13 protein-coding genes are annotated in these 19,945 nt (G+C 40.2%); 4 read left to right on the top strand and 9 right to left on the bottom strand.

Annotated features, from left to right (window positions below; translation table 11 throughout):
- Positions 1-76: 76 nt before the first annotated feature.
- The 7 genes from MTN96_RS10665 to bcsR all read right to left on the bottom strand — a co-directional run bounded on the left by MTN96_RS10665 (position 77) and on the right by bcsR (position 12,587).
- Positions 77-1,570, bottom strand: coding sequence for a peptide MFS transporter (locus tag MTN96_RS10665; protein ID WP_138579263.1), 1,494 nt, complete (start codon positions 1,568-1,570; stop codon positions 77-79).
- Positions 1,571-1,815: 245 nt separating this feature from the next.
- Positions 1,816-5,634 (bottom strand): cellulose synthase subunit BcsC-related outer membrane protein, encoded by a 3,819-nt coding sequence (locus MTN96_RS10660; RefSeq protein ID WP_248531544.1) that lies wholly within the window; start codon positions 5,632-5,634, stop codon positions 1,816-1,818.
- Positions 5,625-6,752, bottom strand: coding sequence for a cellulose synthase complex periplasmic endoglucanase BcsZ (gene bcsZ, locus MTN96_RS10655; RefSeq protein WP_248531538.1), 1,128 nt, complete (start codon positions 6,750-6,752; stop codon positions 5,625-5,627). The genes MTN96_RS10660 and bcsZ overlap by 10 nt, the downstream gene beginning before the upstream one ends.
- On the bottom strand, positions 6,752-8,998 hold the full coding sequence (gene bcsB, locus MTN96_RS10650) for a cellulose biosynthesis cyclic di-GMP-binding regulatory protein BcsB (protein WP_248531537.1): 2,247 nt from the start codon (positions 8,996-8,998) through the stop codon (positions 6,752-6,754). Before bcsB ends, bcsZ begins: the two co-directional genes overlap by 1 nt.
- The gene (bcsA, locus tag MTN96_RS10645) at positions 8,991-11,660 is read right to left on the bottom strand and encodes a UDP-forming cellulose synthase catalytic subunit (RefSeq protein ID WP_248531535.1); all 2,670 of its coding nucleotides are present in this window, start codon (positions 11,658-11,660) and stop codon (positions 8,991-8,993) included. Before bcsA ends, bcsB begins: the two co-directional genes overlap by 8 nt.
- 2 nt (positions 11,661-11,662) lie before the next feature.
- Positions 11,663-12,376, bottom strand: a complete 714-nt coding sequence (gene bcsQ, locus MTN96_RS10640; protein ID WP_004588340.1) for a cellulose biosynthesis protein BcsQ — start codon at positions 12,374-12,376, stop codon at positions 11,663-11,665.
- A gap of 31 nt (positions 12,377-12,407) precedes the next feature.
- Positions 12,408-12,587 carry a BcsR/BcsP family cellulose biosynthesis protein gene (gene bcsR, locus MTN96_RS10635; RefSeq protein WP_004588341.1) on the bottom strand — a complete coding sequence of 60 codons (180 nt, stop codon included), beginning with the start codon at positions 12,585-12,587 and terminating at the stop codon, positions 12,408-12,410.
- A gap of 114 nt (positions 12,588-12,701) precedes the next feature.
- On the opposite strand from bcsR, the gene bcsE reads away from it, so the two are divergent.
- From bcsE to tyrR, 3 genes are all read left to right on the top strand, one after another.
- Positions 12,702-14,324 (top strand): cellulose biosynthesis protein BcsE, encoded by a 1,623-nt coding sequence (bcsE, locus tag MTN96_RS10630; protein ID WP_121637782.1) that lies wholly within the window; start codon positions 12,702-12,704, stop codon positions 14,322-14,324.
- Positions 14,325-14,493: 169 nt separating this feature from the next.
- Complete coding sequence (gene bcsG, locus MTN96_RS10625) at positions 14,494-16,074, top strand: cellulose biosynthesis protein BcsG (RefSeq protein ID WP_121637781.1); 1,581 nt, start codon at positions 14,494-14,496, stop codon at positions 16,072-16,074.
- Between the two features lie 209 nt (positions 16,075-16,283).
- The gene (gene tyrR / locus MTN96_RS10620; protein ID WP_096041380.1) at positions 16,284-17,840 is read left to right on the top strand and encodes a transcriptional regulator TyrR; all 1,557 of its coding nucleotides are present in this window, start codon (positions 16,284-16,286) and stop codon (positions 17,838-17,840) included.
- Positions 17,841-17,858: 18 nt separating this feature from the next.
- Here the strand turns inward: tyrR and MTN96_RS10615 are convergent, their stop codons facing one another.
- Positions 17,859-18,353, bottom strand: a complete 495-nt coding sequence (locus MTN96_RS10615; protein WP_054983023.1) for a hypothetical protein — start codon at positions 18,351-18,353, stop codon at positions 17,859-17,861.
- A 103-nt stretch (positions 18,354-18,456) separates the two neighbouring features.
- On the opposite strand from MTN96_RS10615, the gene MTN96_RS10610 reads away from it, so the two are divergent.
- Positions 18,457-18,993, top strand: coding sequence for a thioesterase family protein (locus MTN96_RS10610; RefSeq protein WP_004588346.1), 537 nt, complete (start codon positions 18,457-18,459; stop codon positions 18,991-18,993).
- Positions 18,994-19,053: 60 nt separating this feature from the next.
- Here MTN96_RS10610 and MTN96_RS10605 read toward each other — a convergent pair whose 3' ends face one another.
- Positions 19,054-19,707, bottom strand: coding sequence for an OmpW family protein (locus MTN96_RS10605; protein ID WP_248531533.1), 654 nt, complete (start codon positions 19,705-19,707; stop codon positions 19,054-19,056).
- Positions 19,708-19,945 lie beyond the last annotated feature (238 nt).

The raw sequence follows: 19,945 nt of genomic DNA, 5'->3' as shown, positions 1-19,945 counted from the left end.
AAATTTGAGAAAATTTCCCCCATAGCGGCTATGGGGGAAATTATAATTAGTATTACGCGTAATTAAACGTGCAATATTATGCAGCTTTTTCTTCTAGGCCTTGTTTTTCCCATACTTTCGCTTTAAAGCTCATAAGCACTAAAACAATACCTACGCCAATGCTAAATAAGGCAATTTGTAAGTATAAGTTAGGGATTTCTTCAACGTTATTTGGATCAAAGTTACCAGCCAGTAAGCCAGCAATAATGTTACCAATTGAATAAGTTAATACAAATACACCCATCATTTGGCCTGTGTAACGACGCGGCGAAAGTTTACTTACCGCACTTAATGCTACAGGGCTTAAACAAAGCTCACCCACTGTATGTAAAAAGTAGGTTGTTACTAGCCAGTATGGCGCTACTTTTAAGCCTTCAGCTGCGTAGTGAGCGGCCATAAACATAACTAAAAAGCCAGAAGCCATAATAATTAAGCCCATTGCACATTTTACGCTGTAAGTAGGCGATACCATCTTTTTAGATAGGTTAATCCAAAGCGCGGCAAAAAATGGCGATAAAGCAATAATAAATAGTGAGTTTAAAGATTGGAACCACGTAGTCGGAATTTCAAAAGTGCCAATAAGGCGATCTGTGTAATCACGGGCAAATAGGTTAAGTGATGAACCCGCTTGCTCAAAGCCAGACCAAAAACACGCAGAGGCAACACACACTAAAAATAGTGCCCACATTCTTTGTTTTTCGCCCGCTGTTAATTTACCTGTAAAGTAAATAACCCCGAAATAAATAAAGAATATAATAGTAAACACAACAGCTGTGTAGCCTGCTACAACAGTTGGGTTAATAATAATTGCGCCCGTCATTGCTGCAGCGGTCACACCAGCGGCAATAACAACAAAAGCAGCAATACCAAACCATGCACGAGATGTACCTTTAGCGCTTAATGGGTTAGCCGGTAATGCACTGTGCTCTGGTAGGTTGTTAAGCGTGCGCTTATATTGGATTAAGCCAATAGCCATACCCACAGCAGCTGCACCAAATGCCCAGTGCCAACCTACGTTTTCCATAAAGTAACCACATACGTAGTAACCAATTAAAGAACCTAAGTTAATACCCATGTAGTAGATAGCGTAACCGCCATCACGGCGCTCATCAGCATCGCTGTATAACTGGCCTACCATTGCGCTGATATTTGGTTTTAGCAAACCAGTACCTGTAGCAACAAAGATCAAACCAATAAAAAATGAATACTCATGAGGCACGGCCAAAATAATATGGCCACACATGATGATGATACCGCCGTACCATACGGCCTTTTGACCACCGAATAATCTATCCGCTAGCCAACCACCCGGTAAGCCTAAGAAATAAACGGCACCTGTGTATAAACCGTAAATTGCAGCAGCTGATGCAACAGTAAAGGCAAGGCCTTCTTCTTGTAGGCTTGCTGTCATAAACAATACGAGCATCGCTCGCATGCCGTAGTAACTCATTCGTTCCCACATCTCAGTGAAGAACAATGTCGAAAGTCCTTTAGGGTGGCCAAACCAACCACTATCTGGAGCTGAACTCATATTTACTTCCTAACTTTAAGAATTGTTGTAATGGCCTTATAATTTTTTGCTTTAGCTGTTTTGTGCCATGGGGCACTAAAACGCTCGACCATCTGTATATTATTTGTAGCTAAGATAATGATTTGCTAAATGGTAGTAACACCACAAGGTAAGAGACACACCCTTATCCTAGTTACAATTGCGCTCAAGTATACATATACCTTAGTGCGAGGGGAAGCATTCGCGATATATCACCTTGCACTGCGTTAAAAGTCTGCATAGGGAATAATTGGGGTACCAGGAAACTCTAACGTCCCGTACACAGGGTTGAAGTAATAGCGAATATAGAGCTGGCCAAAGTTTGGTTCGTAAAAGTCAGCACGATCGATGGCTAAATAACCACCAAAAAACCAATGCGGCGTTATACGGTACTCAAAGCTTCCTTCAAGATTGTATGACACGCCAGAGCTATCATCACTCTCAAATACAGGGTCCACCCCGGTAATCGATTCTCTATCGTAGGCTTGTAGCTGCAAGTCAGTGTCGTTAGGATAAAAATCAATGGCTTGGGTTTTTGTTTGCGAATACGAAATCCCCGTTTTTAAGCGATAAACAAAATCATCGCCCCAGCGCGCATCGTAGCTTAAAGGCACCGACAACCCAACGTAGTTTTGTGGGCTATAGTAACCGCCGTGGCCCCATGTTTCTTCACTTAAATTATACTGGTATGCCCAATGTAATAGACTTGCGCCGACGGTAAACTCACGCTCTTGATTACTAATAACGCGATAATAAGACCCGCCCATTACTCTATAGCGTTGGTTATCTTTAACATTTTGCCCTTTATAGAGCGTAAAGTCGGCGCTTGACCAAAAGCCCCAATCGCCACCTAAGTCATGAGATAGGTTGGCAGTTAGGCCTGTTGAGCGCACGCCGCCCCAAATTTCACCGGTATTTACATCTTCAAGCCCAGCATAAGAGAGCACGGAGCTTGTTACAGGGCGTTTTTCGAGCTCTAGGCTATAACCAAAATCGCCAATACTGTTGGCGTAATTTACACCCCATACTATGTCTTCAATTAAAAAGCCAAGTGGGGTCGTGCCTACATCAACACGCCAATTTTCATTTTGCCATCCAATACCTATGTCGACCCCATCTTGCTCAGGGCTTACTTCCTCAATAGCACAGGTAAATATACAAAGTGCACCTTGGCCGTAGCGGCTACCAGCAAATTGCTCATCAAAGCGAGTTGTTTGTGCGCTAATAGTGGTTGGGTCTATTTTAATAAACCCTTGGCCTTGCCAAAGTGGAAAGTAGGCTTCAATAGGTACTAAGCCTGCGCCAAGAGTCGCCTCGCTTTCGGTGCTTGTTTGGCCACTAAAGTTTACCCCAATAGCAATGTATGCTTGGTTTTTGCTTTGCTCATTAATAAGCTCGCGTTTAGCGCCATTAATATACCACGCATCATTTTCATCTATGTTAGCAATTTGTTTATAAAACGATTCATCGTTTAGGCGTTGCTCGCTTGATAGCGTTTTTAAATACCATTGCTTAGCTTGGTCTTGTTCATTAAAATTTCGAGCAACTTCAGCGCCAAAATAACTAAGCTCTTTATCATTGGGTGATTTAGCAATTAATTGATTGGCTAAAACTAAAGCATCACCTGCGTAATTAAAGTCATTTAACGAGGCCATTATTTGGCGTTGTAAGTAGGCTTGCTGATCATCTGTTTGCGTTATTGCGCGCTCAGTAACTTCTTTTGCCTGAAAGTCGTTACCTAATTCTCTGTAAGCTTTTGCTATTGCAAGCATTGCTTGAGGTTCAATTGGCTGATTGTTTTTCAGTTTTTGCTGATAAACAATAATTGCTGACTCTTGTTGCCCCAGAGCTAAATTAGCATTTATTAATGCCGTGGTGATGGCGGGTGTACTTTGGTACTTTTGATCAAGCTGGTTAAGCTTTGCTAATAATTCGCCACCTTCGTAATACTGATTAATATACGTGGTGTATAAATTGACGTACTGTTCTACTTCGCCAGCACTTGCATTATTAGGCAAGCTGTAATGAGAAAACCATTGCTCTACAGCAGGGCGCTCGTTTTGTTCTAATAGCCACTGCGCGTAAAGCATATGCCAATAAGGTGATAAAGTAGGCTCAGTATTTAATGCGTTATTAATTAACTTTAGAGCGTGTTTTTTCTCATCTATTTGATACCAGCTACGCGATAGCTCGGCTTTCATTACAGGAGTTAAATTTTGCGCTTCTAAATTACTTAAATGAAAAATAGCAGTGGTTCTATTTTTGGTATTTAAGTGTCGCTCGCTTTGTCGAAGAGACTCGTTGAGCCTAAGCTGTTGCTCAAGAGAAATTATGTCGTCATTTCGATCATTAACCGGCACATACTCTAAGGTGTTTAAAGCGCCTTGATAATCATCAATTGAGCGTAAAAATAAAGCATGGCTATAACGTAACTGTGGATTGAGCGGAAACTGCCAAAGCACATTATTAAATAACGTTTTTGCCTTTTTAGTTAACCCGTTTTGTTGATAAATAAACGCTAAATCGTAATAAAGCCAAGGCTGCTCAGGGGCCAGTTCAATAGCCTCTTTTAAGGTTTGCTCAGCAAGCTCTGTATCGCCTGCATCACTATATTGGCGTGCTTTTTCGCGAAGCTGGCTACTTAACGTTGCCGCATACACAGGTTTAAGTTGTGCTTTTTGAGACTGAGATAAAGCATTATAAAACTTGATTAACGACTGCTCATTGTTATCCAATTCAACAATTTCTAATAACCCTGTTAGAGCGCCATTATTAAGCGGATCATTTTTTAACACGGTTTGATAAATAGCGGCCGCTTGTGAATAATTACCTTGAGCAAATTGTAACAATCCGCGGTTATACAAAACGCTAGCAGGGTCTTGCTCAAGTGTGTCGGCTAAATTTAATTTAAGCAACGCCGTTTTAAACTGGCTATTATTAATGGCTTCTTTAGCTTGGCGTATGTAAAGCCAAAACTTTGCCGTGGTGGCTAAGTCTTTTAGCGTTTCTCGCTCGGCAAAGTCGGCGGTATGCGAATACGCCTTAGTAAAATAATTATAAGACGTTTGATTTTTACCCATACGCAAATAAAGGGTGCCAAGGCTGCGCATAATTGCGCCATCGTTAGGGCGCCCTTTGAGCGCTTTTAGTAAAAGCGGCTCTGCGGCAACGAGCTTGTTTTTTTCAAGTAACGCCTCACCTTTAAGCCATAGTTGGTAGGCCGGGTTAGCTAATAATTTTTGTCGCGCTTTTAAATCTTTTTTGAAATCTTGATACTGTAATTCGCCTTTGCTGCTAAACGGATACACGCTAAAGTAGCGCTGAAATTGCTTTTCTGTAGCGCTATTTAATTGCATGTTAGATAAAGCACCTAACCAGATTGCTTCTACTTCATTACTGTAGCGAGAGGTGGCACCATATTTACTTAAAATAGTTAGCGCGGTGCTATCAGTGGGGTTATTTCTGAGTAAGTGGCGCGCATATGCAATATCTACCGCGCCGATGTTCTCGTAACTGCGTAGTAGCCTTTCGTAGCCTTTTTTTACATTTTGCCATTGGCTTTGCTCTTGTGCATACCAACTTAAATGCTCAAGCTCAAACGCTAAGCTTGGATAGGTGTTTTTAAAAAGCCTGCTGTAAATTAATCGCGCTTGTTCGTAACGTCCCGCACGGGCAAGTAATTTAGCTTGTTGTATATCTGCTTTGTCTTCGTTTTCTAATCTAGCAATTAATCGTAACTGTTCTACACAAGGGTGGGTACGTGTGTTGTTACCGTCAATTTTTCTTAAAATTTGATTTGCTTGTATAGCCTTACCATTGGCAAACTCAAAACGAGCAAGCGCACACTGGCTTTCTATTCGATTAGGGGCAATGGCCAATAACTTTTGTAAGCTATCGGCAATTAAATCTTTATTTTCTTGCACTTCACCAATATTGATTTGGCTTAAAAGCCACTCAACAGAGTGTGTATCAATGTCATTATTTGTTTTAGCATGCACACTTGCGCTGACTGCTAACGTACAAACAACAGCCCATTTTAACGACATTCAGTGCTCCACCTTGGCTTGAGCGCCCCGTCTGCTGTTATTAAAAAGCGCTTATTAAGCGCGCTACTACCAAACAGGTTTAATACACTGTCGTAATAGCGTGTTTGTGTGAATGACTTATCGACCATTAACTTTTGTTGAATGGCCATAACCAAAGAATCATCGCCTTTTTCTTTTAGCATGGGCAGTAGGGCAGCATTAAAGCCTAATGGGCCACGCTTTTGGGTTTTGCCAGAGCGAGCATAGGTATTTAAAGGAACGTAGCCACGGCTGTTTATAGCCTCTACAAAAGGGGTAAACTGCTCGCTTAGTTGTGCTTTGTAAGGCGCATCGTTCGCCATCATGCTAGCCCATAAGTAAACCCTAATGGCGTTAAAGCTGCCTAAATCGGTTGCTTTTTTATCATAATAAAAACCTTTTGCTGGGCTATACATCACCCAATCAGGGCTCACTCCGTTTTTAGCGGTATCCAAAATAAGCTTTGCAGACGCTTCATGTAATTGCTGCCAAGGTGAGTGCGGGTATAATTTGCTAAATTGCTGATAAATAAATAACGGTGAATAACTAGGGTTGAGTTTATAGGTGTTATTTTCAAATTCAAACCCAGCAGGGGCGGGTAATAAAGTAAGCCCTAATCCTGAAATATAGGCGGTTTCTTCTCGCATAATACGCTGCGCTAATACAGCAGCTAAAATACTATAGCGGCGGTCATCCCATAAAATAGCTGCTTGCGATAAACTATATGCTATCCATAAATCAGAATCTGATGCTGGGTTTGAGTCTATAATCCCATAGGTATCATTGCCTGTTTCACCCCATTGCCAAGCAGGCAAACGTGTACTTAAATCGCCTTCAGAGAGATGGTCTTGCGTCCAATCTAAAATGGTATCAAACGCGGCTTTATCGTTTGCTACTAGCGCAAAAAATAGTGCGTATGATTGCCCCTCTGAGGTGGTAATATTTTGCTTTGAGCCTAGGTCTATTACGCGGCCTTCATCACTAATAAAGTGATTTTTAAATACTTGCCACCCCTGCCAAGGCTCGCACTGCTGCGTTTGCGCTGACACAGAAAAACTTAAAAAAGCGGCTACTAATAATGCTCGGTTAAGTAATGTCATTATTCATCTCCTTCAGCTAAACGCTTATGGGTGAGTGCTTGTAGTAATCGCCATAAAATAAATGAAATTAGTAACAGCGTTAATATAGAAAGCAGGGCTAAAATAAATGGATGGTCAGATAAATGAAACCACACCAGCGTATGTACAGGAATATGACCGACAAAGTATTGCTCTTCGGTTTTTATTGTTTTAACGCCTTGTGAGTTTATAACCGCAGCACTGCCTTTTAATTGGCTTAATGTTTGCGAGTCCATAAGGGTTTTATCAATTAAGCCAAATGCTTTTTCAGTGGTGGCATTAAGTGATACAACAGAGCGTTCAGAATCAAAAGGAGATTGATAAGCTGTAATTACCGCCATATCTCCGCTACTTTTTACACTTACTTGTATTTTATCTGTAGCTTGCTCATCGTATGCACCGTTGTAAATTGCTTGCTTTATTTCACGTTGGTTATTCGTTAAAAGTACGTTTGTATGCGCATCTTCATCTAGTTGCTGAGCTGTGCTGCCAGGCTTTGCAACAACTAAAATATCTTTGTCGTCTAAATCAACATTTTCATTTAAATGGGCCACTGTCATTCTGTGGGTTGGATACCCCGTTATTGCGCCAAAATGACCGGTAAGATTAAACAGCAAAGTTAACGCTTTTGCAGAAGGCTGCTGGTCAATTAGTACAAGTGTTTGCTGTAAATCGGCATATTTGGTGTACGGGAAGCCACTGTTCGCAAATACATTCAAATCTGGCAGGGCAATGTAATGATCAAAACCACTTACATCAATATTAGAATTACCATCAATAACACCAAACTCACCACCAGGTGGTGCTATTGCACACTCACCTTTTTTCAGCACACCAAATCTAAAATCAAAGTTTAGCTCGTTCCGAGTGGCTAAGTTTATGCCATTCAGTGAAAAGTTTTCTGCGTTTTGTGTAGTATCGGTATTGGCAATAAGTGGCAATAATGTTTTTGTAGTATTGAGTGTAGAATCGTCGTTATCTAACAAATATCCACTAATAAACTTTTGATTAATCAACATATTTAACCGAGAATCCAAAGACTCGCTCTCGGGTGTGCTGCGATATTGCAATGTAATGGGGATGCCTTTTTCACGCCAAGTAAATAAATCTGGTGCAAAACGCACGTTTAATTTTACGGGTCCGTTATTTAACCCTTGTGCTTGTAGCTGATTGTCAAAATCAATTAATTCGTCAAAGTGTACTGCTCTATCAGCGCGTAACCAGCGCGGGGCATCGTACGCCTTGCGAAGCGGTAGTTGGTTAATTGCTTCTATGCTAGCTGTTCTGCCGGTCATGACTTTATGGCCAAAGGCCAATCCCGTGACGGCGGTTTTTAAATCGTCTTCATCACGCCCTAAAATAAGCAACATTTTGCTGTATCTATGTAGTGGGTTTGAAATAATCTCAACGGTTGGCTTTTCCACATCGGGATAGTCTTTTAAAAAGTCAGGCTTTGAATCGTTGGTAATAAAAACCACGCTGTGCGTATCTAATGATTTGTTAATCACCACCGGAAAATCAGCACCACGCCAGTCAGCTTGCGCGCCAAACCAGCTTGAAAGAGTCGCAGCCGCTTCAACCGTTTTGGTGTTAGGTGTTTTTGCAAACACAAACGGTAAGCTTAACTTATTGTAATCTTTGGCATCAAAAAAAGGCTCTGGTAAATATTCTAAACGGCTATCTATTGCCAGTTGCTTTTGATTGAGCGTGATATTGCTCGATTTATTAATTTCGGTCCAAATAGAGCGACTAAAGTAATCTTGGCAACGTAAATCATAATAACCAACAAGCTCAAACCGTACTTGGTTGTAGTCTTGTACATACTTAGCATTGAGTTTTAGGCTATGGTTAACGGTATTTTTAACCACACTTAGTTGCTCATTTATGGGCAGTACAGTGACTAAGTTTTCATTAAAATACACTTTTAAATGCGACACGTTAGCAATCAATGATGGCGAGTTTGTGTACGAAAAATTAAGCTGTAAATCGGTGCTTAATTTATCAATGCGGTTGGTAAAATCCACTCTTGAGTTGTTGTTTATGCCATCAAGCTTGTAGCCATCAAAGCCTAAAGCAGCAAAGTCTAATCTTAAACTAGACACGTTGGCGCTTTCTGGGTAGCCGTTTATAAACACAGATTTATCGTGCATTGGCTCAATAGCACATGCTTTGTAAGCACTGCATGTTAAAAACAGTATTAGAAATGTATTAAGCAAATTTTTAATCATAATTATAATGCACTATTGGTTTTTTAGGGGTGAAAGAGTTTATATATACAACAATTTTTGTCATTAGTTTTACAAAGGGTTGTAATGGCTTAGGAGCATGAAACAATAAATTGCTAAATCCTCTTAAACTTGTTTTTTGTACTTCTTTAAAGCTATTTGAAGGGCGGTCATGACGAAAATTATTTTGCCAGTCAAGCCACGCATCCGCTCTTGAAAAGGTGCACTGTATAAATGCTTTTTGCTTTTCGAGCGAGAGATCTTTTAACGTTAAGCCTATTTGTTTGTTTCGGGTGTTACATACATACGTTGTAAACGAAAACTGTTTATTACCGCGGCTCATTAATAGCTCTATTTTGTCGTTTACTCGGCATAAATGAGCGTGCTCTGTTTCAATACCCACCCCATTATCAGAGTAATCGGTAATTTTAACTTTTAACGTATGCCCATTTGCTAAGCGCACGCCAGCCGGAAAGTTTGCCTTAATACGGTGAGACTGCCTTACTTGCCTAGCTTCTGCAGCAACGGCTACCGCAGCGCCTAAAATAATAATATTATAAATTGCCCAGCCCATGCTGATTAACAAAACGCCCACTTGGCTCGGATCGCCAAAGCCTAAGCGTAAAACACCTACAAGCATGCCAACTAAGTTTATGAGTAAAAGTACCAAGTAGGGTTTAGATATACCCCAATCGTAATGTTCTTTATCATTTAAGCCGCCTTTTTCTGTTACGTTAAACTTACCCTTATTAGGGTTTATTAGCGCAACGGTTGTCGGCTTTAATATGTACCACGCAAGAACAGACTCATACACTTCACCCCAAAAAGAGTAGCGATATTTACCCTGAATTCGTGAGTTGGTCGCTTTTATTTGTATGAGTGTAGGCACTACATAAATAAAAATAGCTAAAAACGGCGCATAAATAATGTAAGCATTAAAGTATATGAGCGCCAGTGGCGCGGTTAAAAATACAATACGCGGAATGCCCGATAAAAAGTGCAGCATGGCGTTTAAGTAGCACAGGCGCTGTGGTATATCGAGCCCTTTACCTAAAATTGGGTTATCGAGCCTAAATATTTGCGCCATACCCCGAGCCCAACGAATACGCTGGCCAATATGTGCAGAGAGGCTATCGGTGGCAAGGCCTGCAGCTTGTGGGATATTTATATAAGCGGTTTTATAACCGGCACGTTGCATACGCAGTGCAGTGTGGGCATCTTCGGTTACCGTTTCAAATGCAAAGCCACCAATATTGTCGAGTGCTTCACGTTTTAAAACAGCGCATGAGCCACAAAAGAAGGTGGCGTCCCACATGTCATTACCATCTTGGATCAAGCCATAAAAAAGCATGTTTTCATTAGGGATTTGGCTGTGGTTATTTAAATTACGTTCAAACGGGTCTGCTGAGAAAAAGTGATGCGGTGTTTGCACTAAACATACTTTGCTGTCTTTTAAAAATTGCCCCATGGTCATTTGTAAAAATGAGCGGGCAGGTACGTGGTCGCAGTCAAAAATAGCAATGTAGTCGCCGTTAGTGTAGCGCATGGCACTATTCATATTACCGGCTTTAGCGTGGTTATTATCGGGCCGCGTTAAATAACCCACCCCCACTTTTTGAGCAAATTCTTTAAACTCAGGGCGTTTGCCATCATCAAGAATATACACGTTGAGCTTATCAGCAGGCCAATCAATGCTCATCGCCGCAAGTGTGGTAGGCTGTACAACGCTTAATGGTTCATTATAAGTAGGAATGTATACATCAACTGTTGGCCATAAGTCGGTGTTTTCTGGCAACGGAACAGGTTTACGCTCAAGGGGGTTTATAGTTTGAAAAAAGCCTAAAATGAGCACTAGCCACGCATAGGTTTCTGCCAGCAGCAAGCCTGCGCCTAATGTAAGCGCAACAGGGTCATCCCAATTGAGGGTTTCTGTGTAGCGCCACCATAAATAACGTGATGAAGTGGTTACCGATAGGGTGATCATTACAATGGTGGCCATTTGTCCTTTAACGCGCTTAAGCCCGTATGCCACTATCAAAATAAAACTAATAAACACGGCTTGTGCTTCTAGGCTAAACGGAATGGTTATAAAAATAGCCAGTAAAAACAATATAAAGGCTACAACCACATATTTTATTAGTTTATTTTGCCAAATCTTAGCGTCAGCCATGGTTTTAAAAGCACTTTTTTTAGAACCCTTAACGTTTTTTGATAACAAACGCTTTAGTAATCTACCTAGCTTTAAGTCAAACCAACGCAACTGTTTAAGTGAATAACTTACCCCATTATAAAACTGATTTGATAGCCGCTCCCTTACAGAGTTATTTTTAGGTTTGTATTTAAAAAATAACAAATAAACGCTTTGAATGATAAAGCGCAAAATATTTGAATAAATAAACGTGCGGTACGGCAAGCGAAGATGCGGGTAGTAATCATATAAAATAAGTTCAAAGTTAATTTTGTGGTCTTTTATATTGATAAACAATGAACTAATCAGCGTAATAAAAGGCATTAAAAAGGCTTCTATTACGTTTACTTTGTGCTGGTTAAAATAACTATGAAACTTAAATAAAATATAACGTACAAGTTTTTCAGTAAAAATAATGCTTAACAGTAAATACAAAGTACTGTGTATTGGGCGCTTATAAAATAAAGAAAAGCTCATAACTACAGGGCCGATTTACTTACAAGCCAGCCGGCAAGTGTTTCAAAGTCATCGTTAGCAACACTGTAAGGCGCACAATTAAGCGCTACATTTCTATAGGCTGTAGACTCTTTAATTACTTCATCACTATTTATAAAAAAGGGCGCCATAAGCGGCAAGGTAGATTGCCATAAAGAAAACAGGTCAAACTCAAGTGTTGATGCAGAGTTATAACGATTGACTAAAAAGAAGTGTTTCCACTGGTTGTCAGTGTGTTTTAACGTTTGTAGTTTTTTATAAATTAAGCTATGGCAAATAGCATCACAATTAACTATTTCAATCACTATGTCGTTTTTATCGAGCGGATAGTGGGTGATATCAATATGTGCAGGGCAATCAAAAAGAAGCCAAGCATTATTGTTATAATCCAGTTTATTGCAATTGTTTATAAAATCGAATAACGCGGCGGTACTAACACTTTTATCGCCAAAAGGTAAAAACACTATGCCATCACTATCTTGATGAAAGTGCTCAAGGGCTTGTTCAAAGTCCTGCTCGTTACTCCAGCCGTGGTTGTACTGCCAAGGCAGGCCAAAGTGCAGGCCCAAATCGCTTTTAGAATCTAAATCTATAGCAATAACGTCAGAGCCCGACTTTTTTAATACGCAGGCTAAGTTGGCAACCATAGAAGTAGCGCCAGTGCCGCCTTTAATGCCTTTTAGAAAAATTCTTTGCAAGGGGTTGTTTACCTGTCGTTTCAATTACTACTTACGCATTTACTGCACGGTGTATTTCGTTCAGTAATGCGTATTTTTCTATTGTTTGTTTATTTTTTTGTTTATTAACAATTTCAACGTAATCTTCACTTTTGCCGCCAAAACGCCGTGCAAGGTTCTCAATGTCATTTGATGTTAAGGTTTCAGAGCTTTTTGTCGTTAAATTACGCATTGTTGCCTTTATAGTGAAGTTTATTATTTTTATTTAAAGTGGACAATATTTGTCTATTATATATAGAATAGCGGGTAAAACTAGTAAAAAAGTATTTTTTATAGGCTAAATTCAGTGCAAAACTTTAACATTTCAGGCTTGCAGCCCTCTGCTGCAGAGCTAAAACCTGCATCGTTATATGCAATTTTAGCCCCTTTAGACAATTTTGCTACTGAACTGGCATTACATGCAATTAATAAACCCTCAACCTCTGATATTTATATTGTTTCTTCTCAAATAGAAACATTTTTTGAAGGCCCTTTTAGCGATGCATTAAATCATGCATTTGACCAACACAAAGTGCATCCGTTTAGGTTTTCGGCAGATACGCGTGACTGGCCAAAGCAACAAATAATTAACAACACCCTAAAAGAGCTAAATGCTTATAAACAGCTAAATAACGCATTAGTCATTGTTCACTTTAGTACGACTGATTTAGCCTCATTGGATCAAAAGCAACTGATGCAAAGTGTTCAGACCTATAAAAAATTTAGTACACAATCAGGAGCGACCGTTTTATTTTTAGTTTCTGGCCCTGAGGTGACTAACTATCGCTTTTTATTAAGGCGGTTAAATTCGGACCTCGACGGGTTGGTATATGTTGAAAATGATTCAACAGTGCGCGTACTAGAGTACGATTATTGGCATCACAGTACAGGTATCATCGCCTCTGTACAGTATCCATTAATGATTGAAAATGGCTGCTTTAAAGTGCAGCAAAATAGTATTACGGAACAACAAACCTCAACATCGGGTGTATTTGCAGATGAAGACGACGTTTGGATTGTACAAGGAGCTATTCCTGAAGGGACCAAGCTTCCTGCAAAATATAAAATAATAAAAGACAACAATGCGCTTTTTTCTAAAGGCCCTAAATTAGAGGCGGCAACATTGGTATTTGCAGTTTCGCGCTATACCGATTTAGCCCTGCTTGCCAAGCAATGTTTTGAGCTGAGAAAAAACTGTGGTCGCTGGCTTAAATTAGTGATTCAGAACGTTGATGGGGTGATCCGCCATCAAGATGAATGCTTATTTTTGACCTTAGGTGTTAATCTAATTTTGTATAGTTTTTCAGAGCCTTCTAGGTTGCTCTCACAGGTGCAGTCAATTCAAGGGTTTCAATTTTCAAGACCGTTACCGCCTTCTATTGAACATGTACTTCAATTTACCGAAAATACCTTTTCTAAAGGTTACCTGCCTTTTATAGAATTTACCAAACAGGTAGAAGTTCACAGCGACTCAGCTGTAAATTTAGGGGTAAGCGGGGTGTTGGTTAAATTAGAGCTTTTGCCTCGGATTGACCCAATCCACCCTTTGCATTTATTTCATATAAAGCGAGAAGGTGACGTATTCAGTTTGGTAGAAAACACCGTGTATTTGTATTTACATGCGTGTCGCGAAAATGATGTTAACAATGCGATAAAGCACTTGTTTAAATTAGAAACAAACGATTTTTTTGCACAGCAAAATATTATTTCCGATCATTTTTATATTCAGCAAGAATGTAAACAGCTTAGGAGTTATTATGCGGGCCAAGATATAACCGATTACTCTGCCCAATTAAAAGAGAATGAAAGCTATAAATTTTCGCAAAAAATAGATCCAAATGTTGCAGCTGATTTAGAAACACCAGAGTTTACTAAAAACGAGCGCGCAGATGCTGTGCCGTTTAAAATGGCCATAAAGAGTAACGTATGAGTATCAATCAATTATTGATTACAGCAATTTTAGCGATGCTAGTTGGCGTATTTTTATGTATGTCGGGGTCGTTGATACTGAAAAAAATAAAAAAATACTATGCTCAGCTTACGTTTAAACATGAAGTACTCGAACCTTACAAACCAAATAGAATAAAGAAGGGTAAATAGTGAAATTATCAGGCTTAGGGGTGTGGAACCTCTATTTTTTAGTTAAGTTTGCACTTTTTTATTATGGTGCAATCGACTTTGGCTTATTAGCAAATGCTGCGCTGGCTGCTTTTTTTGCTATTTCTTACACGCACCCTTTACTAAATAAAGCCAAACATTGGTTAGGCGCGGTAATGGCCATTGTTTTACTTTATAAAGATTCGTGGTTGCCTCCTATAGACCGTTTAACACGCCAAGCTGGTAACGTGCAAGACTTTAGCTTTGGCTACTTTTTAGAGCTCATGGCGCGGGTTATTAATGTTGATATGTTATTAGCACTGTTTGTTATTACTGTGTGCTTTTGGTATTGCTCACAGTGGATACGCTTTACCACCGTAACAGTTGTTGGGCTTATGTTTGTAGCTTGGCAGGGCACAAACAACGTGGATAATTTAATTTCACAGCCAGTGGCGGCTAATAATGTTCAAACAGCGGCGCCTCGTGCACAAGCACAAGTGGTAACGCAAGAAGCAAAATCGCCTGATCAGCAATTAAAAGAGTTTTATCAGCAGCAAAGTTTGCTAGCAAGCCAATTCCCTCAGCAATATAATGGCGAGTTATTTGATGTCATAGTACTAAATATTTGCTCGATGGCCGTGGCTGATCTAGAGGCCATTGGCGTAAGCCTTGATGATTTATATAGCGATTTTGATGTGGTGTTTTCTGATTTTAATTCGGCTACTTCTTACTCTGGACCTGCTGCAATTCGCCTTCTACGAGCAAGCTGTGGTCAAACAAGCCAAACTGCCTTATTTGAAAATGCGCCAGAGCAGTGTCACTTGTTTAAAAATTTAGAAAACTTAGGCTACAAAAGCAATGTGGTAATGAACCACGACGGCCACTTTGATGAGTTTAAAGGTTTGGTGAAAAAGTTTGGTAAAATAGATGAGCAGCCTTACGATATAACTAACTTACCTGTTGCTCAATATGGGTTTGACAACAAGCCTATTTATTCAGACGGGGCAGTACTAAACTCATGGTTAAATGAAAAAGGTGAAGACTGCGCGCCATGTGCTATGTATTACAACACCACCAGTTTGCATGATGGCAATCAACTAGCGAATCAAGCCCGCATGAGTAGCCTTGAAAGTTACCCAATTAGACATAAAAAATTATTTAACGATATTAACGGGTTTATTAAAAACCTAGAAAAACGTGGTCGTAATGTCATGCTGATGATAGTACCTGAACACGGCGCAGCATTAAAAGGCGATAAAGTGCAATTTGCTGGGCTTCGTGAGATTCCAAGCCCAAGTATTGTATCTGTTCCGGTGGCGATTAAGTTTATTGGTAAAAATGTACAAAGCTATTCACAAATGCTTGTAAGCGAATCAACAAGCTACTTTGGTTTATCGGAACTAATTAGTGGCGTGCTTAGCACAAACTTTTTTGCAGGTAATGGCAATATTGCCGACCTAGTTGATACGCTGCCTCGTGCACCTAAAGTAGCCGAAAACGCCGATACAATAATGATGTATGTTAATAAGCGCCCTTATATTCAATTAGATGGCGGAGACTGGACCCCATACCCGCAAAATTAATAGCATATATGCACGACCCCTTTTAAAACGCAGCTTACACGCTGCGTTTTTTAGTTTTAAGCTGCACGTTATTACAGTTTGATGTTTACAGGCGTGAGTTTACAGCGATAAAGGCGGTGGTTTGTCCAAATTTGTTTACAATTTACTGTATTGAATAACGGAGTTAGCGTATTATTCGGCTAATATAGTTTTTCCTTATTCGAGGATGTATGCGTCTAGATATTCATTGTGCCGACCGTGTAGGTATTGCCCAAGAGATCCTAAATATTTTAGTAAACTACGATGTTGACTTAAAAGGGATTGAGGTTGATTCGGTAAATTGCCGTATGTATGTAAGCTTTCCTGAAATTGAATTTGAGCAATTTCAAAAAATTATGCCTTCTATTCGTTTGATTGATGGCGTACATGATGTTCGCACAACCGCCTTTTTACCCTCTGAGCGAGAGCATAACGAATTAAATACACTGTTGCGTGCACTTCCCGATGGTGTTATCTCGATTGACGCAAAAGGGTGGGTACGTTTGTGTAACGACGCTGCCTGTAAAGACCTACAGTTGAGCGAAAAAGAAGTGGTAGGGGCCAATATTAATAACCTACTAAAAGGGTTTAACTTTACGCGTTGGTTAGAAGGCAAAGAAGTACTTGGACAAACAACCCGGGTAGATGTTGCTGGTGAAGACTTTATTGCCGATATTTTACCGATTGCCGTCCCGCAAGGTGGTGAAGGTGACGTGTTAGCTGGTGCGGTTATAAATATAAAATCGCAAAGCCGCCTTGGTCAGCAGGTCAGTGCCTTTAGGCGTTACGGGCAAGAAAGCTTTGCAACTATTCACAACTTTAGTACTGCTATGCGCCGTGTAGTGCGCGAAGCACGCAAAATGTCGCAGCTAGAAGCCCCCATTTTAATAACCGGAGAAACTGGCACAGGTAAAGAGCTCCTTGCTCGTGCGTGCCACTATGCCTCTAATCGTTCGGTTAAGCCGTTCATTGCACTTTCGTGCGCATCTTTGCCCGATGATGTGGCTGAATCTGAATTATTTGGTTACGCCGGATATGAAGAAAACACCGCACCTAAACGCGGGGTACTAGAGCAAGCCGATGGCGGTACTGTGTTTTTAGATGAAGTTGGCGAAATGTCTACACAGCTACAAACAAAGCTGCTGCGCTTTTTACAAGACGGCACATTTAGAAAAGTGGGCGACGAAAACGAAGTAAAAGTTAACGTGCGTATTATTGCAGCCACACAAAAAGATTTACCCGCAATGGTGCAAGAGGGCGTATTTAGAGAAGACTTATACTATCGAATTAATGTACTCACATTAGAGATTGCACCACTGAGAGACCGTAAAGCTGATGTGGGCCCATTAGCCGAGCACTTTATTCAAAAGTACGCGCAGCAAAACGGCCATGCAATTCCGCTTTTATCACAAGAGTGCTTAAGCTTTTTACAAGAATACCCGTGGCCAGGTAATGTGCGCCAGCTAGAAAATGCAATTTATCGGGCGGTGTCGTTACTTGATGATAGCGAGCTACGTGTAGAGCATTTGCAATTGCCTACTTTTACCCACGATTTAGGCTATTTAGAGTCAGATTTTGAAGGGTCGTTAGATCAAGCGGTAAAACGTTTTGAAGCAACCTTGCTACGTAAATTGTATCCGGCTTACCCAAGCTCAAGACAATTAGCTAAGCGTTTAGGGCTTAGCCACACTGCAGTGGCAAATAAACTACGAGATTACGGTATTAATCGCAAAACTGTTAAAGTTTAATAGCCGGCTTACTGGGCACTAGCTCTTAGTGCCCATGTTTTTAGTAACCCCATCAATGGCGATAGTTTCTATGCCATTTTCATCAAAATTAATCACTATGCTTGCGTTATTACGAGTAAAAAAGTAACTGCGGCCATTCAGCTCAATCACGTAATTGCCTTTTACGGGGTCTTTAAATTGCTGCTTTTTTAAACTGACAGTATGTTTACCTATTTGCCAATCAAACGCTTCAATAAAGCCATTATTAAACTCTTGTACCCACACTTGGCTATCGTCTTTAGCTAAAGTGATTGCTACCGAGTATGAGTTAGGTAATTGCGACATATCGTAGCTTTTGCTACCTATCGAAAATTTGCCAAGCTGCTGCTGCCATGCAAAGCCAAAATTAAAGGTTTTTTCTATACCTGTTGGGTAAGTTACCGTACCTGGGCCTTTAATTGTAAAATCGGCTAGTGCGCAGGTGCTAATGCATAATAAACTGGTTGTGAAAAGTGTCGCTAATTTATATTTCATACTATGACTTTTTTATATTTATAATTTGAGATTAAAACAGAACATTCGCCTTAACAAGTGGCTATGTTACACTGAGTTAACTTTATACTGGTAAGACCTTCTCGTGAACTTATATATTAGACTTCTTTTATTATTTTTTAAAATTAAGCGCAACCGCGACTACCAACAGTTACTTGATACTGTTGATATTGATTACAAAGCACTGCCAACAGACTGCGATATAAACCTGCATCTAACAAACTCGCGTTATTTGGCTATGATGGACTTGTCGCGCACTTGGATGATTGAGCGAATTGGTCTATTAAAACAAGTAATGAAGCGCCGTTGGTTTCCTATTGTTAATGCTACAGCCATAACTTATATTCGCGATATTAAACCTATGCAGCGTTATACCATTAGTACCAAGCTGGTGGGGTGGGATCATAAATATTTTTACATTGAACAAAAGTTTCATTCTGCGCGTGGCCTGCACGCTATAGCGTATGTGCGCGGTGTGTTTAAAAACAAAAAAGGCATTGTCAGTATTGAAGAAATGCTTGAAGTAGCCGAGTTTGATGGTGTAGCGCCTATTTTACCAAGCGAAATTATGCACTGGAAAGAAATGCTTGAGCAAAAAAAGGTGAATAACCTTCCTAAATAATTTTCATAAAATAAGGCCTTTCGGCCTTAAACACATAGAACATAGGCGCTGCAAACTTAATTAAAAGCTATACCTTACACCAAACATGGCAACGACAGGGTCAAGCTCAACGGTTGATGTAAGGGCTTTTGCACCGTTTGCATACACTGTGGCATCGGTATCTATATCAATCATTGATACCATGGCATGTAGCCCCCAATGTTGATCGATTTTATAGTTAGCGCCTACTTGTGCAATAAAGCCAAACGAATCATCGAGTTTTACTTCAACATCGTCAGTGCCTAGGGTTGCTTTTAGCGCTTGAGAAGGCTGCTCGTCAAAAAAGGTGGTGTAATTTAACCCTACACCAATAAACAGGCGTAGCGCGTAACTTGTATCTAAAAAGTGGTATTGCGCAACCAATGATGGCGGAAGCTGTTTGATGTCGGCAATTTTATTGCCAGCTAACCCACCTGCGCCATTTACATCGTGCGAAAACGGTGTAGCGGCAATAAGCTCTACCACCCACTTATCGTTAAATGCATAATCGATTGTAATACCTAGCTGCGTGTCAGAGTCGCCTTTTAGACCCAGGGTTGGCGCTTCGTTAATTGCCGAGCTGCTGTTATCTGGATTTACATTAATAGCGCCAACATTAACGCTAAGGTTAGCGTGTGCCGCAGGGGTAATAGCAAGTAAAGAGGTAAGTAATGCAATGCTGATTTGGGTTTTCATGTTGTGCTCCAATAACTACTTTTTGATTGACGCTATTATTACAATCTCCGAGCGTTGAAAACCTGTTCTAGATCAAAGTTTCAAAAATGTTTGAAGTATCTGAACCCTTTTCTTGATTTAGATTAAAGTCAGTGCAAAAAGTATTTTAATTAATTGACACAGCTATGTATTTAACGGTCATCGCACTGTATTAACTTTGCCATTATTTGGTCATATTCTCGCGCTTTAATAATCTCTC

The sequence above is a fragment of the Pseudoalteromonas sp. 2CM28B genome (assembly GCF_023161935.1).
Note: the sequence above shows the minus strand (reverse complement) of the source record. Positions and strands in the feature narration are given on the sequence as shown.

What these genes read in the sequence shown, in the direction of transcription:
- bcsB (WP_248531537.1), bottom strand. Translation starts at nt 8,998, where the DNA reads ATGATTAAAAATTTGCTTAATACATTTCTAATACTGTTTTTAACATGC.
- bcsA (WP_248531535.1), bottom strand. Translation starts at nt 11,660, where the DNA reads ATGAGCTTTTCTTTATTTTATAAGCGCCCAATACACAGTACTTTGTAT.
- MTN96_RS10665 (WP_138579263.1), bottom strand. Translation starts at nt 1,570, where the DNA reads ATGAGTTCAGCTCCAGATAGTGGTTGGTTTGGCCACCCTAAAGGACTT.
- bcsZ (WP_248531538.1), bottom strand. Translation starts at nt 6,752, where the DNA reads ATGACATTACTTAACCGAGCATTATTAGTAGCCGCTTTTTTAAGTTTT.
- bcsR (WP_004588341.1), bottom strand. Translation starts at nt 12,587, where the DNA reads ATGCGTAATTTAACGACAAAAAGCTCTGAAACCTTAACATCAAATGAC.
- MTN96_RS10660 (WP_248531544.1), bottom strand. Translation starts at nt 5,634, where the DNA reads ATGTCGTTAAAATGGGCTGTTGTTTGTACGTTAGCAGTCAGCGCAAGT.
- MTN96_RS10615 (WP_054983023.1), bottom strand. Translation starts at nt 18,353, where the DNA reads ATGAAATATAAATTAGCGACACTTTTCACAACCAGTTTATTATGCATT.
- MTN96_RS10605 (WP_248531533.1), bottom strand. Translation starts at nt 19,707, where the DNA reads ATGAAAACCCAAATCAGCATTGCATTACTTACCTCTTTACTTGCTATT.
- tyrR (WP_096041380.1), top strand. Translation starts at nt 16,284, where the DNA reads ATGCGTCTAGATATTCATTGTGCCGACCGTGTAGGTATTGCCCAAGAG.